Source organism: Staphylococcus sp. HMSC072B07, assembly GCF_001815505.1.
GTDB classification, from domain to species: domain Bacteria; phylum Bacillota; class Bacilli; order Staphylococcales; family Staphylococcaceae; genus Staphylococcus; species Staphylococcus simulans.
Map to the genome: position 1 here is coordinate 1 of NZ_KV820924.1, position 18737 is coordinate 18737.

12 protein-coding genes are annotated in these 18737 nt (G+C 36.0%); 3 read left to right on the plus strand and 9 right to left on the minus strand.

Features of this window, described 5'->3' with window-relative positions; all coding sequences use genetic code 11:
* Positions 1-50 precede the first annotated feature (50 nt).
* From clpB to HMPREF3031_RS09305, 3 genes are all read right to left on the minus strand, one after another.
* Complete coding sequence (gene clpB, locus HMPREF3031_RS09295; RefSeq protein ID WP_002481881.1) at positions 51-2657, minus strand: ATP-dependent chaperone ClpB; 2607 nt, start codon at positions 2655-2657, stop codon at positions 51-53.
* A 259-nt stretch (positions 2658-2916) separates the two neighbouring features.
* Entirely contained in the window at positions 2917-4770 is a 1854-nt protein-coding gene (locus HMPREF3031_RS09300; protein WP_082623818.1) for an acyltransferase family protein, read from the minus strand.
* A 302-nt stretch (positions 4771-5072) separates the two neighbouring features.
* The gene (locus HMPREF3031_RS09305) at positions 5073-5381 is read right to left on the minus strand and encodes a metal-sulfur cluster assembly factor (protein ID WP_002481879.1); all 309 of its coding nucleotides are present in this window, start codon (positions 5379-5381) and stop codon (positions 5073-5075) included.
* 229 nt (positions 5382-5610) lie between these two features.
* Here HMPREF3031_RS09305 and HMPREF3031_RS09310 point away from each other — a divergent pair, with 229 nt between their 5' ends.
* The 3 genes from HMPREF3031_RS09310 (at position 5611) to HMPREF3031_RS09320 (ending at position 8413) form a co-directional block, all read left to right on the plus strand.
* Positions 5611-6456: a Cof-type HAD-IIB family hydrolase gene (locus tag HMPREF3031_RS09310; RefSeq protein ID WP_002481878.1), complete on the plus strand. Its 846-nt coding sequence runs from the start codon at positions 5611-5613 to the stop codon at positions 6454-6456.
* 104 nt (positions 6457-6560) lie between these two features.
* Positions 6561-7883, plus strand: coding sequence for a CoA-disulfide reductase (locus HMPREF3031_RS09315; protein WP_002481877.1), 1323 nt, complete (start codon positions 6561-6563; stop codon positions 7881-7883).
* Positions 7884-8017: 134 nt separating this feature from the next.
* A complete protein-coding gene (locus tag HMPREF3031_RS09320) occupies positions 8018-8413 on the plus strand; it encodes a YisL family protein (RefSeq protein ID WP_002481876.1) in 396 nt (131 codons plus the stop codon).
* Positions 8414-8588: 175 nt separating this feature from the next.
* Here the strand turns inward: HMPREF3031_RS09320 and HMPREF3031_RS09325 are convergent, their stop codons facing one another.
* From HMPREF3031_RS09325 to HMPREF3031_RS09350, 6 genes are all read right to left on the minus strand, one after another.
* Positions 8589-9500: a fumarylacetoacetate hydrolase family protein gene (locus HMPREF3031_RS09325; protein WP_002481875.1), complete on the minus strand. Its 912-nt coding sequence runs from the start codon at positions 9498-9500 to the stop codon at positions 8589-8591.
* A 161-nt stretch (positions 9501-9661) separates the two neighbouring features.
* Complete coding sequence (addA, locus tag HMPREF3031_RS09330) at positions 9662-13321, minus strand: helicase-exonuclease AddAB subunit AddA (protein ID WP_070724840.1); 3660 nt, start codon at positions 13319-13321, stop codon at positions 9662-9664.
* Entirely contained in the window at positions 13318-16788 is a 3471-nt protein-coding gene (gene addB, locus HMPREF3031_RS09335; RefSeq protein ID WP_083317889.1) for a helicase-exonuclease AddAB subunit AddB, read from the minus strand. Before addB ends, addA begins: the two co-directional genes overlap by 4 nt.
* A gap of 138 nt (positions 16789-16926) precedes the next feature.
* Entirely contained in the window at positions 16927-17493 is a 567-nt protein-coding gene (gene lepB / locus HMPREF3031_RS09340; protein ID WP_002481872.1) for a signal peptidase I, read from the minus strand.
* A 16-nt stretch (positions 17494-17509) separates the two neighbouring features.
* The gene (lepB, locus tag HMPREF3031_RS09345; protein ID WP_002481871.1) at positions 17510-18034 is read right to left on the minus strand and encodes a signal peptidase I; all 525 of its coding nucleotides are present in this window, start codon (positions 18032-18034) and stop codon (positions 17510-17512) included.
* A 15-nt stretch (positions 18035-18049) separates the two neighbouring features.
* Entirely contained in the window at positions 18050-18613 is a 564-nt protein-coding gene (locus HMPREF3031_RS09350; protein WP_002481870.1) for a TVP38/TMEM64 family protein, read from the minus strand.
* Positions 18614-18737: the final 124 nt, after the last annotated feature.

An 18737-nucleotide genomic window follows, 5' to 3' on the forward strand; every position in this document is an offset into this window, starting at 1 on the left:
TTTATTTTGGACTGTATTTATGTCCCAGCCCCGTTTCTTTATATTAATCATTATATTTGTGCTTTTTCTACATCAAATTGTAAACCATCATCATCTAAGTCAACTTTAATTGTTGTACCTTCTGGTAATGATTCTTTAATCATCATACGTGCTAATGGCGTTTCAATTTGACGTTGTACAAAACGTTTTAATGGACGCGCACCAAATTGCGGTTCATATGCTTCTTCACCCAACCATTTTTTCGCTGCGTCTGACACTTCAATTGAAATTCGTTGATCTAATAAGCGGATATTCAATTCTGCTAAGATTTTTTCTACAATCAAGCTCATGTCATCTACTGATAATGGACGGAATAATACAATATCATCCATACGGTTCAGGATTTCAGGTTTGAAGAATTGATTTAAATTATTCATGACTGCTTTTTCTGTGTCTTCTGTAATTACACCTGTTTCTTTCACTTGTTCAAGTAAGATTTGCGAACCAATGTTACTTGTCATAATGATGATTGTGTTTTTGAAGTCTACGTTACGGCCTTTAGAATCTGTTAAGTGACCTTCATCTAATAATTGTAATAACACGTTGAAGACATCAGAGTGTGCTTTTTCTACTTCATCTAATAAGATGACTGAGTAAGGATTACGACGCACTGCTTCTGTTAATTGACCGCCTTCATCATGACCGACATAGCCTGGAGGCGCTCCGATTAAACGAGAGACAGAGTGTTTTTCCATATACTCACTCATGTCGATACGAATCATGTGTTTTTCTGAATCGAATAAGCTAGAAGCTAAAGCTTTCGCAAGCTCTGTTTTACCGACACCTGTTGGTCCTAGGAATAAAAAACTTCCGATTGGACGGTTAGGGTCTTTAATACCTGCACGTGCTCTGATAACCGCATCTGCAACTAAATCAACGGCTTTATCTTGACCTACGACACGTTCATGCAAGATATCGTTTAAGTGTAGTAATTTGTCACGTTCACTTTCCACTAATTTTGTAACTGGAATACCTGTCCATTGACTGACGATATCTCCGATTTCTTCATCTGTCACAATTTCACGGATAATACGTTCTTCATCACCAACTTGATCATCTTGGAACGCATCTTCTAATTCACGTAATTCTTTTTCTAATTGAGGAATTTTACCGTGTTGCAATTCCGCTGCTTTTTCAAGATTATAGTTATTTTCAGCATCTTCTAATGCTTTACGGCTTTCATCAAGCTCTGCTCGTTTTTCTTGTAGTTTCGCAATTTTTTCTTTTTCTTGTTCTACACGAGATTGTAACGCTGCTTGTTTTTCTTTTTCATTTGAAAGCTCTTCTTGAAGTTCTTTCAAACGTTGTTGGCTGACACTGTCTGATTCATGTTGTAGCGCATTTTCTTCAATTTCTAACTGCATTACACGACGGTTGACTTGGTCGAGTTCTGTTGGGTTAGAACCCATTTCTGTACGAATTGTCGCACATGCTTGGTCTACTAAGTCAATTGCTTTATCTGGTAAGAAACGATCTGTGATATAACGATCTGATAATTCTGCTGCAGCAACTAATGCACGGTCTTGAATACGTACACCATGATACACTTCATAGCGTTCTTTCAATCCACGTAAAATAGAGATCGTATCTTCTACATCAGGTTCAGACACGTTTACTTTTTGGAAACGACGTTCTAATGCTGAGTCTTTTTCAATATATTCACGATACTCATTTAAAGTTGTTGCACCGATACAGTGTAATTCACCACGTGCTAACATCGGTTTCAACATGTTGCCTGCATCCATCGCTCCATCTGTTTTACCTGCACCGACTAGCATATGCAATTCATCGATAAAGAGAATAATACGACCGTCAGCATCTTTAATTTCTTTTAAGACTGCTTTTAAGCGTTCTTCGAATTCACCACGGTATTTTGCACCAGCCACTAATGCACTTAGGTCTAATTCGAAGATTGTTTTATCTAATAAGGATTCCGGCACGTCTTTTTTCACAATTCGTTGTGCTAATCCTTCAACAATCGCAGTTTTACCGACACCTGGTTCCCCGATTAAGACAGGGTTATTTTTCGTTTTACGACTTAAGATACGAATCGTATTACGAATTTCTTCATCTCTTCCGATAACTGGATCCATATTTCCTTGTCGGACTTCTTCTACTAAATCACGACCATATTTTTCAAGTGCTTCATAGTTCGCTTCTGGATTTTGTGATGTCACGTGATTTCCTCCTCTGATCTTCTTAATAATTTCTTTGATTACTTCATTTTTATTTCCGACGTATGATTTAGTTGTCTCATCAACTTCCATGGCTGCTAACAACACATGTTCCATTGATACAAACTCATCATCATAGTCTTTCATAATAGCTTCTGCTTTATTAAACAGCGTATTGGTTTCATTGCCGATATATTGACCATATTGAATATTATCGCCTTTAACTGTCGCATGGCGTTTTAATTTTGAATCATATGCGTTCGCTAATTCACTCGTATCAATATTGGCACGTTCTAATACACTATTAAATAAACTATCTGTTTCTTTTAAGGCAGCTAATAACACTGCTTCTATTTCTACATTTTGTTGTTCATAGTCTTGTGCAAGTTGAATCGCTTGTTGTAACGCTTCTTGCACGGCATAGGTCATCTTATTTGCATCCATTCTCTTCACCTCTGTTACTCAGTATGCTTGCAAGTCCTTTTGACTTTGACTTTCTTTGACCTTATACATAGTATAGAGCATCGACCCTTTATTTTTCAACTTATAACGCTTCGTTTCAGTAAATTTTTCTCTTCTTTTTAAGTCATTCCTCATATGCTTTACCACAAAACTTTTACCTATAACAAACTCACTCTAAATATAAGAAAAGAACTGAAATCAGCGTTCATTTTCTGATTTCAGTTCTTGTATTCGTTTCTATTTACTTGTCTTTTTTACTGAGACCCATTGTTTTAATGATTTCATCAGATAATGCTTTAACACCTGGATACTCTAAATGAATACCGTCATATGCGAAGTATTCAGGATGTCCTGCCGAACGTTTATACCAATCTACGAGTTTAACGTTTTTATGTTCTTTAGCCGCTTCTTTCATCAATTGGTTAACGTGTCCTTCATAAGAACGCGGCACACGTGTGTTGACTAAATAGATGTCCGCTTTACCGAATGATGCGATAACATCATCTAATTGTTCTTTATTGAAGTCACCATTCGTACCTAATTCAATAATGACTTGGTCGCCTTTTTTATTATAGTGACTGTAATTTTGTTGGATTAATGGTTTAGCTTGGTACATATTACGTCCCACTTTACCATCAATGACTGAATGCGGTACTTGTTCTTTAAAGCGTTCACCAATATCAACCATAACAGAGTCACCGATTAATAAAGGTTTCACTTTATTGTATACTTCAACTTGTTCTTCTGGCTGCTTGCCGCCGCCATTGCCTAAGAAATCAATTTTGCCATACGGCACTGGGCGTACCACATATTTATCAATTGAATTTGTATTGAATTGAGTCGCTTTATCCGCAGTTTTATCTTTACCGTAATGATCAAAGACACCTGCTAAAATTACCGCAAACGGAATTGCAATGACTAATAATGCCAGCCAATGAACCCAAATACGTTTTGATTTCGTTCTAAATGACAACATTTTGAAGCCTTGTTTTCTAAATGGTGTTTCAACATAACGATAAGACACTTCGGCCATAATGAATGTTAAAACAACATCTACGACATACACCCATACTGGAATTTGTCCTGCTACAAAGTAGCGATGCAATAATACGATAATTGGGAAATGCCATAAATATAAACTATATGAGCGTTGTCCGATATATACAAATAATGGATTGCCCATAAAGCGTGCTAATAAGCCGCTCGGATGTACCACACTAGCAATTAAGAAGAGTGTAATCCCTGAAATCAAGTAGAAACCACCATTATAAATCCAGTAACTTTGGTCTTCTACAACGACAAATAAAGCCATTAAAATTGCTAATGAGATAACTCCCATCAAGTCAACTGACATACGTACCGCAAGCGGCGGATCTTTTCTCAAACGGTTCGGCGGCCATAAAAATGCAAGAATGACACCGAGTAATAACGTTTGCAAGCGTGTATCTGTACCGAAGTACACACGCGAGAAGTTCATGCCAGGATGTGTAATCCACACCATTGCTAATAATGAAGCTAATGAGATAATCCAAAATATCAATACAATTTGTTTATGTTTCTTAACTTTAGCCAGTAATAAAATCAAAACTAAAGGAAAGAATAAATAGAATTGTTCTTCAATCGCAAGAGACCATAAATGTTTTAAAGGTTCAAATGAAAATTGGTCGAAATAATTGACATCTTTAGCGATATACCACCAGTTAGAGACGTAAAAAATAGCCGCAATCGCATCTTGTTTAACACGAAGTATTTCATCTCTTTGGAATAACAACGTAAATATCGTAGTTACACTGACCACAAATAACATTGCTGGAATCAAACGTTTAATACGTCTGTACCAGAAGCGCTTTAAACTGATCGTTCCTGTTTGATGATGTTCTATTAATAAAAGACTTGTGATTAAATATCCAGAAATAACAAAGAACGTATCTACACCAAGAAATCCGCCTGAAAGCCATTGTTTATTTAAATGGTAGATAAGAATACCGAGCACAGCAATTGCCCTTAACCCATCTAAACCAGGCATATAGTTCATTTTTTTAGGTTTTTCAGGTGATGCACTGTTCTGAGCTGAACTGCGTTTCAAATTAGTCATGCATTTACCTTTCTTTCTGATTTAAGATTTTGCGTGGTTCATTGTGCTCTATGTATGTGACAGAACACGTGAGTGTCATAATTACCAATTGTAATATTAATGTAATATTCTTGCAATATCAAGATATTTTATAGTTATTTGAATAAATCTTTTATTTAGCATGAATCGCACAACTCATTTATAACAATTTTGTGAACAAGTACAATTCGGGATAAAAAAAACGACTTATCGTCTTCAGCTATTTTTCATTAGCTTTAAACAAATAAGTCGTTTCATTTCTTATATCATTGGCATGATATCTCTTAGCTCACGCCTAAAGCGATTTTCGCATAGCGTGACATCATATCTTTATTCCATGGCGGATTCCAAACAACATTCACTTCAGTATCTTGAATTTCCGGAATTTCTGCAAGCGCCATTTTGATTTGTTCAATAATTTGCGGTCCTAAAGGACAACCCATTGATGTTAGTGTCATCTCTACTTTACATAAACCATCGTCTTCGAGATTGACTTTATATACTAAACCTAAGTTGACGATATCAATGCCGAGCTCAGGGTCAATTACGTTTTCTAATGCACCTAAGATATTATCTTTTAATGCTTCATCCATTATATTCACCTCTTTTATGCAATTATGGTTATTATCAATATATCAAATATCCGACAAAACTCCAATAAAATGCTATTATAGGAATACATTCACAAAAAAATGAATCAGCCTATTTATAGACAATGTTTCATATAAGGAGATTGAGCAGTGTTTATACTCAATTCATCCATTTCATGCGTCAAACCGCATTTAGATTTATTTATCAACTTAAGCACAAGGAGATTATACTATGGAACCTTATTTAATTTGTTTAGATTTAGACGGAACATTATTAAACGATGAAAAAGAAATTTCACCATATACATTTAAAGTTTTACAAACGTTAAAAGAACAAGGCCACCATATCATGATTGCGACAGGCAGACCTTTCAGAGCCAGTCGTCCTTATTATGACCAATTAGGCTTAAATACGCCGATTGTCAACTTCAATGGCGCCTATGTTCATAATCCGACAGATGCTGACTTCCCTGTCACACATGAGACATTAGATCCAGACTTGGCCTCAAGTATTATTGACGCATTACGTAATATGCAGGTAAAAAATATTATCGCAGAAGTAAAAGACCATGTCTTTATCGATACGTACGATGAACATCTATTCGAAGGTTTCTCTATGGGCAATCCTAAAATTGAGACTGGAGATATCGTCAGCCAATTAAATGAATCACCGACTTCTATTTTAATCGAAGCCGAAGAGCATATGATTCCAAGAGTAAAACAAATGTTGTCACGTTTCTTCGCAGAAAGTATTGAACATCGCCGCTGGGGTGCGCCATTCCCAGTTATAGAGATTGTTAAACGGGGTATAAGTAAAGCGAGAGGAATTGATAGTGTGAAAGATGCACTCGGTGTAGACCGCAATCACATTATCGCTTTCGGCGACGAAGATAACGATACCGAAATGATTAAATATGCGAAACATGGCGTAGCGATGGATAACGGCTTAGATGAACTGAAACACATCGCAAAAGAAACAACTTATTCTAACAACCAAGACGGTATCGGCCGTTATTTAAATGACTTTTTCAGTTTAAATATTCCTTATCAAGAAAACGCAAACGTGCATTCTTGTTAATATAAATCTTATCAATTCAAGGTTTGCAAGTGTTTTAAAGACAATCTATTATGACACTTTGTATCAACCTTGTTTTTTTATTACATCATATTGGAGGTAAAAACATGACACATATTATTATTGTCGGCGGTGTCGCTGGCGGCGCAACAGTCGCAAGCCAATTACGCCGATTAAATTCAGACTATAAGATAACGGTGTATGAGAAAGATCGCGATGTGACTTTTGCGAACTGTGGTCTTCCCTATTATTTAGGCGGTATTATTCCAGATCGTTCGCAATTGCTCAATTACACACCTGAAGGTTTAAAAGAACAAAAAGATATCGATGCACATGTCTATCACGAAGTCACACATGTTGATCCTTCTAAAAAAGAAGTGACAGTCAAAAACAGAGAGACTGGCGAAACATTCACAGACAATTACGATAAATTAATTTTAAGTCCAGGTTGTCGCGCAAACTCACTCCCACTGGACACTGATATGGCCTTTACACTACGTAACCTGGAAGATACAGATGCAATTGAAAACTACATTAAACAAAATAATGTTAAAAAGGTGCTGATTGTCGGTGCCGGCTACATTTCATTAGAAGTCTTAGAAAACTTATATCATCACGGTTTAGAAACGGTATTAATCCACCGCTCAGATAAAGTCAATAAATTCATGGATCAAGATATGAACCAAGTGATTTTCGATGCGATGGATGAACGCAAAATTGATTATCGACTCAATGAAGAAATTGACACTGTAGAGGGTAAAACGGTGCACTTCAAATCAGGTAAACAAGAAGACTTCGACATGATTATTGAAGGGCTCGGTATTGTACCGAACAATGAATCATTTAAAGATACTGACATCAAATTAGATGACGATGGTTATGTCCCAGTCAACGCATACTTCCAAACGAACTTTGAAGACATTTATGCGATTGGCGACATTGCCTCTTACTATTATCGTCATGTTGACTTACCAACACGTGTACCGCTAGCTTGGGGTGCACATCGTGCTGCCAGCATTGTAGCACAACATATCGCTTTAGACAGTGCTCCGCCGTTTAAAGGCTTCTTAGGCGCAAATGCGGTGAAATTCTTTGATTATACTTTAACGAGTGTCGGTATCTCACCAAACGAATTGAAACACTTTAATTATGGTATGACTGAAAATGAACAATACAACCATGCCAGCTACTTCCCTGGCGCAGAACGTGTCCATTTACGTGTCTATTTCGACAAAGATACACGTCGTATTTTACGCGCTGCCGCAGTCGGTAAAGCAGGTGCAGATAAACGTATTGATGTACTTTCAATGGCCATGCAAAACAATATGACCATTGATGAACTAACTGAATTTGAACCAGCCTATGCGCCGCCTTATAGTTCACCTAAAGATATTATTAATATGGTGGGTTATAAAGCGCAATCTAAATAATATATATTATTTAGAGAAAATCCATAAAACCATCAAGCATTCAATAATAAATTCAAAATAATTATAATCATTATAATTAAGCTAAGGTTATATGTTATCATAGATACGGAATATTGAAGAAATGGGGAAATTACATGTTACATTTACACATTTTCAGCTGGGTCATCGGGATTATTTTATTTATCGCAGCTTATTTCAGTTTTAAATCACCCGGTGCACCTAAGAAAGCTTACAAACCGTTGCACATGGCATTACGTTTGTTCTTAGTACTGATCTTATTCAGTGGTGTGTGGCAAGTTGTTGTAGAATTCGCTACTGCAACAGGTAGTGCACATATGTTACTCACATTAAAAATGATTTGCGGTATCGCAGTTGTTGCTTTAATGGAAGTGACATTAATCCGTAAAGAACGTTCAGTTTCACACACAGGTTTATTCTGGGGTACAATTGTTCTAATCATTATCACAATGGCATTAGGCATTATCTTACCAGAAGGACCAATCTCAAGCCTATTCGGCATTGGTAATTAATAAACTATTTAAAGCTCGTCACTACATGTGATGAGCTTTTCTTATTGCTTTTAAACTTTAAGTGAAAATTAATTTTTCTATTTTGGATATTAAAAGACCCGAGTTGAAACAAATTCATTTCAACTCGGGCTTTATTATAATAATATGCTTAATTAAAAAGCATGATAATTATTAATTACTCTTCTTCTTTAGAGATAAAGTTAGTTAAAGTACCGATATTATCGATTGTAACTTTAACTTCATCACCAGGTTGTAGATATTGAGGCGGATTCATACCTGCCCCAACACCTGATGGTGTACCTGTCGCAATGATATCACCTGGGTGTAAAGCAACAAATTTAGAGATTTCTGCGATCAATTCATCAATTTTAAGAATCATTTGACTTGTATTGCCATCTTGACGAATTTCATTGTTTACTTTTGTGACGATATTTACGTCTTCAGGTGTCGGTAATTCATCTTTAGTAACGATATAAGGACCCATTGGGCAACCGCCAGTTAAGCTTTTAGATAAAAAGGCTTGGTCTTGTTGACGTTGTGCTGTACGGTCTGTGATATCGTTAATGATTGTATAACCGTATACATAGTCTAATGCTAAACCTTTAGGAATTTTCTCGCCTGATTTACCGATAACAACCCCTAATTCACCTTCATAATCCAATGTATCTGTAATATCTTTATGGTTAGGAATTGTTGATTCATCACCTGTTAAAGATGATGCTGCTTTAGTGAACACGTATAAGCGTTCTACACTATGATTCAATTCATCCGCATGCTCTTTATAGTTACGTCCGAATGCAATCACATTGTTCGGCGGTGTCACAGGTGGTAAAAATTCTAAGTCTGCAAATTGTACTTTATAGTCTTCTGAATTTGGACTATCTGTTGCTGCGACAACTGCTTTACGCACTTGCTCTTGGAAATCTAATGTATGGTTTTGTTCTAAACCTTCTAATAAAGTCTTAGGATGGAAGTCGCCTTCACCAAAATCTGCGAAAACTTTTCTTAAATCCCAAGCTGCTTCTTCACGTTTTACTTTCACACCATACGATGTTTCATCATTATATTTGAATGATAAAAATTTCATTCAATATCAGCTCCTCATCTCAATCTTAATTTACATTATAACTGTATTTTCAGAAAAATAACAAATATTTAATAAACACTTCCAAATATAGGGAGTGATAATATGAAAATACAAACTAAACGTCTAATCCTCTTAATTATCTCTACCCTGTCCATTTGGAATTAATGCGAAGTGTCATCTAATCTTAATTCACCGTATTGGAAGAAATACAGCGAACCTTTGACTTTCGTGTTTAAAATCGTCTCAAGTGCGGCTTGATAATAGTACATTTGTACTTTATAACGCGCTTTTAATTTTTCGCCGACTTCTTCATCTGTTTCACTTTTTCGTTGGTTAAAGGCATCAGTTTTATAGTCCACAAAGTAATACTGATCATCTTGTCGATAAATCAAGTCAATCATCCCTTGGATAATTGAAACATCTTCATTTTGATCCATTTCGTGATCAACTTTACTTTGGTTAACCACAAAAGGTACTTCGCGCATAATCTGGTCACTTTGCGCAATCTTCATATAAAGATCACTATTGATGAATTTAACAACTTCTTTCATACGAATGTCTTGTTTCGCATCATCTTCGATAATATTCTTCTCAATCAAATGATCAATATATTGATCTAATTCATCTTCAGTCATACGCTCAGTTTTAAACGGTAAATGCTGCATCACTGTATGCATCAATGTTCCGATTTCATTAGCTTTACGTTTTTGATGTTGACGTAAAAATTGCGGACGTTCATAAGTCGAAGCACCTAAACGGTATTGGCGGACACGTTCATAACTTGTGCCGCTTTCTTCTGTTTCTAACTGACGTTTCAATTCAGATACAGATTGTTTCGTCGGTTTGACCATATCTTTTTGATATGGATATTCAAACGCTAATTGTTGTTCAATTTGACGTTCTACTTCTGGTTGACCAGACTGATAATCAATAATATCTGCCACCGTACGATAATCTTCTTTGTCTTCTTCTGTTTCATCTGGTTTGATATCACTATAATCATCGATTTGAATTTCTACTTTAGGTTGAAGCGGTAATGCTAAATCATTAATATCTTGTTCAAACTTCAAATCATTAGTAATGCTGTGAGATTGATATTTCGCATAAATCGGATAAATCAGTTCAAATGGCGTTTTCGCACTCAAACGGTAACTAACAGGCAACTTATCTCCTGCAATCGCTGTACCGACCATTTTATCTAATGCTTGTTCGCTCTTCACACGTCCAATTAAGAATAATTGCTCTTTGGCTCTTGTTAAGGCTACATACATTAAACGCATTTCTTCAGAAATAATTTCATTTTCATTAATGGCTTTAAGTGTCACAGAGGCAAGTGATGGGAACGTGATATCTAGTTCAGTATCAAAGTAAGTCAAACCTAATCCGTATTTTTGATTTAAAATCACTGGTTGACTTAAATCCTGTTTATTAAACTGTTTACTTAATCCAGAATAAATCACAAATGGGAACTCTAAACCTTTACTAGAGTGAATGGTCATCATACGTACCACATCATCATTCGGACCAACGACATTCTCTTCACCGAAATCTTGACCTCTTTCGATTAATTCATCAATAAATCGAATAAACTGGAAGAGTCCTCTGAAGCTGGATTTCTCGAATTCTACAGCTTTATTGAATAAACCATAAAGGTTTGCACGTCTGCCTTTACCGCCGATTAAACCACTGAAATATTGAATCACAAAGCGATCATTGTAGAAGCGGTCAATCAATTGATAGACCGGATGTTTTAAACTGAACGCTTGATAAAATGCTAAATCATCTAAGAAGTCTTGAAGTTTTTGAACTAAGCGCACATCCGCTTCTTCACTCTGCATATAATGCTGAATCGATTGATAGAAATAATCATCATTCGGACTGACAATACGAATACTTGCGAGTTCATCTTCTGTAAATTGATAGATAACAGAACGCATCAGACCGACTAAATAGATGTCTTGAAGCGGGTTATCTACCGTTCTTAAGAAAGATAAGACCAGTCTGACTTCAGTTTGTTCAAAGTACCCTTCTTTACTATTTACATGAAACGGAATATCTCGGTCTTTAAACACCTGCTGCAATGCACGAGAACGACTATATCCACGCTCTAAAATCACAATATCTTTATACGTCGGTTTACGATAAGTCTTGTTCTTAATGTCATAGACTTCATGTTGATTTAAAATGGTTTCAACTTGATCTGCAATATATTCCGCTTCTTGTTCATCACCTGTAAGTTCAGATTCTGCTTCTTCTACTAAAACATTTAAATGTAATGGATGCGGTCTATCATCAAACGGTGCACCGAAATACAATTGTGCCGCTTCATCGTAAACAATCTCACCGACTGCTTCATCCATCATATGCTTAAACAAATAGTTGGTTGTAGATAATACTTCAGGTCTAGAACGGAAGTTTTGCGATAAATCAATGCGCATGCCAGAACTGCCATCTATATTGAAACGATTGTATTTTTCAATAAACAAACTAGGATCCGCTTGTCTGAACTTATAAATCGATTGTTTCACGTCACCAACCATGAAGAGGTTGCCATTTGTTTCGTCGCCGCGTTTCAAACAACTTAAAATCTGTTCTTGTACGCGATTGGTATCTTGATACTCATCCACTAAGATTTCGTCGAAGCGGTCACGATAATGACGTGCAATTTCAGTCGGATTCCCTGCTTCATCCATTAAAATTTGCAACGCAAAGTGCTCATAGTCAGAGAAATCTAAGATATTACGACTACGCTTTTTGAGGCTGAACTGTTCAATCACATCTTGTGTAATTTGTGCTAATACCGCTACTCTAGGTGCTAGCGTCTGCATATCTGCTTTTAAATCTTCTGCTGAACGTGAGAAATAATCTTTTTTCACTTTCTCAACTGCTGCTTTATAGTCATCATAATATGATTTCGCGAGTTTTAGGCCGTCTTCAAAGCCTTCATTCGCTTCTTTAAGCTTCTTGGTAATACTTGGAAAACGCTTTGGCAATTGATGTTCACTGATTAACTCAGTGTTTAACACATCTCCTTCCATAGCACGTGCTAAAAACGCACGCTCACCTTCAACCACTTCTAAATGTTTTTCAACACCTGCGAATTCATGGTATAAGTCGTAACTCTTATTTAAATTTTCAAGTGCCGTATACATATAGACTCTCGCAATATTGATCAATAAGGCTAAGTACTCATCTTGTGTGTCAATATTGTTATAAGGTTCTACTAATGATGACAGCCAAGCCATTGGTTGTGGATTCGCAACTGAAAAATAATACAGATTCTTAATGATTTTTCTGAACTTGTCATCACTTCTATCAGAAGATAAATGTTCTGTTAAATCAATAAAGGCTGAATCTAACGCATCATAATATTGTTCTAATACTTCATCTATAGTTTGTTCTATGAGTAAGATGTTTTCAGCCTCGCTGCTGGTTCTGAAATTCGGATCAATTTCTAGCACATCATAATGTTGCTGGATAAGTTTTAAACAAAAACTATGCAACGTCGAAATTTGAGCTTGATGAATTTTAACGCGTTGATTTTTCAAGTGTGTATTGCTTGGATTTTCTAAAGATGCTTGTTGGATACGTTGTTCGACGCGGTGCTTCATCTCACGTGCACTTAAATTGGTAAACGTCACAACTAATAAACGGTCAACATCAACCTCATCACGTAAGATACGTTGAATAATTCTTTCAACCAATACAGCCGTTTTACCAGAACCCGCTGCAGCTGCTACTAAAGTATCTTGGCCTTTCGCGTAAATACTTTTCCATTGGCCGTCTGTCCAAATCACATCATTCGGTTTTTCTGGTATCATGCGTCATCCTCCTCTTCTTCTGATGCTACTTTCAATAATTCTATCGGGTTAATCGTTTCATCTACTGTACGATAACGTTTACTGTCAATCATGCCGTCCACATGACACACGGAACGATAATTACAAAAACGACACGGTAATTTTTGATCATATTTCATCGGAGCGACCTCAGTATGGCCATCCATAATATCAGACGCAATTTGTGTGAAGTTCTGTTTATTATGTTCAATAAATTTATAAATTGTATCTGTATCTGCGACTGGATTGCTTTTACCTAATGCGCCGCTTTTCAACATATTCAACGGTACAATATCAGAAGTAAATTGAGGTTCTAAGCGTGAATCTTCTGCCTCAATCACATCTGGATCATTGTTGACCAAACCGCTTAATCTAAAGGATTTCAATAATTCTTTTTGACGTTTCTCTTCATCAATATCTGCCCAATTTGAGAACTTAACACGTGGTTCATGGACATGGAAATAAAGTAAGCCGCCAGGTTCAGTTTGTGCTGCTAAGTTTAGCCTTTCTTTATTTTGAAGCACGACATCCATATACGTCATCATCTGCATTTGTAGTCCATAATACACTTTAGTTAAATCTAATTCTGAACTGCCTTCTGATGACTTGTAGTCGATAATGTTCACAAAACTGCGGTCTTGGTTCGTATACGTGTCAATACGGTCGATTTGGCCACGGATATTAATCGGTATGCCTTGTGTTGTATATAACGCTTCTGCTTGAAGCTGATCTGGATTTTTCGGTTTTCTTCTAAATGATTTTTCAAACGCTTGAGGTCTGAATTTAGAGAAACTGCCTTGGTATTTCAACGCAGTCAATGTAGATTGAACAATCGCACCGATACGTTGAGACATATAACGATAATGCGCAGTAGAATTCAATAGATTGTACTGCACTGTCGGCAATATTTGTTCTAAAGATTCTGTTGTTAATTGCCGTATCTGTTGATTCGTCAGGTTTTTGAAATCCCCTTGAACTTTATCCGCAATATATTTTAAAACCGCATGGAAGATATCTCCTAAATCAAAGTTCTCTAGTTTATATTTTGTACGTTCGTTCAAGCGTAAACCATGAGAGGCATAGTGTTTGAACGGACAATTTTGGTAACCTTCAAAACGCGATACACTGGCATTAATAGTTGACCCATACAAATCTTTTGTTTGTGTTTCATTCAGTTGTACGGTTTTATTATCATACGTCAATGCAGATGTTAGATAGTTTAAACCTTGTTTCAATTTATCGTGATGCATCATTGCTTGATACGCATCTAACCAAGACTCTGCGGTTAATTCATGATGCAACCAACTTTGAAGAGCTTCAAATAGATTGATTTTTGTTTGATGTGGGTGTTCCATTAACGTTAATGGATTTTGTTGTGCAATAAAGGCGATATTTTGCACCTCTAAATTCGTATATAAATCTTTGATACTTTGGATAAATGGACTTGCTTCTTTTTCATCATTATTTAAGCCCATTAAGCTGTATGAGAATGTCACATAAGTAGTTGCACGTGTCATCGCAATATAGCACACAAAGGCTTCATCCATTTGTAAGATATCTGCCGTCGGACTCAGTTCTAATTGCGTTTCTTCTTGGAAGTATTTTTTCTCTTCATCACTGATTAAGCTTGAATTAGAGATTGCTTGGGGCATAATGCCGTCATTCATACCCACAATATAGACATGCGTTTTATTATCTACTTTTGCTAAGTCCATCGTACCGATAGACACTTGGTCTAAAGTTTGTGGAATCATCACAAATTCTAATTGTTCTAAGCCGACATCGAATAATTCTAAGAAGCGTTTTTGTGACATTTCAGTATCTCCAAAGACTGTCGCAAGATCATCTAATGTTTGAATCAAACCATTCCAAACTTGATCAAGTTCTTCAGCTTGTTGATGTTTGCCTGCTAAATCCAGCTCATCACGTTCAGTCATTAATTGACTCGGTAAATTAAAGACTTCGCATACTTTATAGAAAGCAGCCGCAAATTCTACTGCGGTATGTGCTTCACTTAAAGCTTGTTCAAATTTTAAAATATGATGCATCACAAAATCTTTTAAATCAATGACACGACGATACACTTCTTCTGTTTCTTCTGTCATCGGTTGGTGCTTTAAGCCCATTTGATTAAATTGTTCGATTTTGAAGTAGCTGTCATCTATCCAACGCTTTCCATAAATACCTCTTTCTAAGACAAAGTTTTCTAAGATATCTGTAAGGTAACGACTATCTTCGTATTTACGTGTCAGCACTTGTGTTTTAAATAAGCGCATCAATGGTTCAAAACTCCATTTTGTTTCGATAACTTCAATGAGTGAACGTAGCATCTCCATCACTGGATGATGTGTCATAGATTTTTTTGTATCAATATTAAATGGAATATCGTATTCAGGCATGACACTTTCCATTAAATGCGCGTAGGCTTCATCACGGTAGAGAATAGCGACGTCTTGGAAGCGGATATTTTCTTCACGCGCTTTACGAATAATATCTCGCGCAATCGCATTCACTTCTTCACGTACATTAGAAGCTTCTAAAATATTAACGTGTCCATTGTTTGGTTGCGGATTAACTTGAAGTGCGTCAAATTGTGTTTCTAATTGGTTTAAATCTGAATTGTCGAAACGATATTGTGTCGTAAACAGACGTTGGTTCAAGTTAATATTTAATCGATTCGCAATCTCTTCTAAATGCGTTAATACAGATGATGTCTTTCTAAATAAACTAAATGGGTCTTTATTGCCATCAGTTGTCAGTAAAACATTTACAGATTTGGCATGTTTAACTAATGTTTCAATCATTAAATACTCAAGTGTTGAGAAGTTATGGAAACCATCTATGTATATCTCAGCACGTTTTAACCACTCAGAGTTTTCCATACATTCTACAAACTTATAAAGTGTATCTTCTGAAGAAACAAAGTTGCCTTTTAATCGTTCTTCTAAATGATGATATACTAACGCAATATCATGCAGCTTATCTTGTGTTCTCGGTTGAAGCTGATTTTCAGCGATAAATAAATCTAATTGGTCAGGTGTAACCGCATACTTTTTAAAGTCTTGGATTTGTTCTGTCAATTTAGAACTGAAACCATAATACTTAACTTGCGATTGGTATAAATTTAATGATTTACGTTGGTCTTGCAAGATATCAAAGACCATCATTTCCATAGCACCTTTTGAAACGTAATCTTCTGTCAGACCACCGATTTCTTGAAAGATTCTATGACTGAGTCGTTCAAAGTGAAGGACTTCTGCACGTAAACTCCCGTTTAACTCTGGATCTTTCACAAAGTCTTGTTCAATTTGGAAAGTACTTTGTGTCGGCGCAATGATAATAATCGGATCACCTAAAGGATCTTGTTTCATTTTTTGTTTGATTTCGTCTAACATCGCATGGGATTTTCCAGTTCCCGCGCGACCGATATATGCGTTAAATTCAGTCACCTTTCTCACCTCTTTGTCATTTATTGTAGCACATATGTTCTCATAGTTTCGTGCTTCTTCCCTTATGAATATGAAAAGAGTTGATACTTATTTTTGAATGAAAGTATCAACTCTTTTTCGTCTAATCTATCTTAACATTTAATTTTCTGCTGGATTGAAGTTCACTTTGAATTTCGTTAAAGGCCAGTAACGTAAGCTGACTTTACCGACAACTTGATCTTCTTTAATTAAACCGAATGAACGGCTATCTTTACTCACTTCACGGTTATCCCCAAGTACTAATAATTTTCCTTTTGGAATTTTATTTGTGCCGTCTGAGTTAGGCAAGTTTTTAACTTGAAGTGTACCTGTGATTTCATCGTAACTTTTATGTTTTTCATTATAATCTAAGTACGGTTCTTTCACTTTTTTACCATTTACATACAATACATCATGTTTGTATTCCACACTGTCACCAGGTGTTCCGATGACACGTTTGACATAGTCGCTGTTTTTATCTGCATGGAAGACAATTACGTTACCTTTATCAAGACCGCCCATTTTAAAGCCGATCACGTTGACGATAACTTTTTCACCGTCTTTTAACGTCGGGAACATAGAATCTCCGCGTACAGTATAAGATTTAGCAACAAAATTATAAATCAATAAGATTAAAACCAATGCTATAGCTATGGCTATAATCCATTCTTTCAATTCTTTTTTCACTGTAAAAACACCTCAATTATTCATTAAATGAAATTTTAAAATCACGCCATGGATAATATCTTAACAACACAGTCCCCACAATATCTTGTTGATGTATCGTTCCGAATTTTCTCGAATCGTTTAAATCAGAGCGATCATCATTCAATATTAAATAGTGTTTAGGTGCTAAGATATCTCCTTCTGAATGTTTAATATTGCGTAATGCTAGGGTTTGAATAGGATGTTGTACCTGATAACTTTCATGTACTTGTTGGTCATCTCGATACAATTGACCCGCTTTTATTTCGACAGACTCACCAGGTGTCCCAATGACTCGTCCAAAGTAGATACGTCCTTGATGACGATACATGATAATATCACTATTATGTATTTGGTTGAAAGTGGTTTGTACTTTACTGACCAAAATACGATCATCCTGATGCAATGCAGGTGACATCTGATTAGAATGTACCACTGCACCGATTAAGATAAAAGCTTGAATCAACATTACAATAATAATCGCAATTATCAAGGAAAGCAAATATTTTACAATTTTTCTCACTATTTATCTCCTTCGTTATTTTATGAAACGACGCTCCAACTTTCTGCTGATTATCCAAAGTCCAGCTAAAATCACAATCACTAACACGACACGAATCGGGCTTTCTAAAATGCTATGCATTTCTCTGCCTAAAATACCTGTTAAAGCCATCGCAATCAAGTTTGAGACAGCTAATATAATGAAGAAAGTCTGACGTTTCATTTGAGACAAGCCAGCCACCACATTCATTAAAGAACTTGGGGTAAATGGAAAGCACAATAAAATGAAAATAGGTGTCACACCTTGATGATTCACAAACCCCAAAAACTTTTGAACTTCTTTTCGTTCTTTGACTTTATCCATGAATTTAGTGTTCGCAAAATAACGTATGATTAAAAAAACAACGAAACTCCCTAAAAATGTGCCCAGCCATGAGATTATAATTCCTAAAAATAATCCGAATGTATCTACATTAACAAACACAAATACGAACATTGGTAAAATAGGAATAAATGATTCTAAAAACGGTAATAAAAACCCAAGTATATCCCCATAGTCACCCATTGCTCGCATCCACTGTTCAATTTGATGTGCTGACATAACTCCACCTGTCTCTCATTCATCTTCGATTACTACTATTATATAGGGAACAGGTGTATTTTGAAACTAAAAAAAGAACTCCCATATTACTAGTCAGCAATATGAGAGTCTTATATTTATTTCA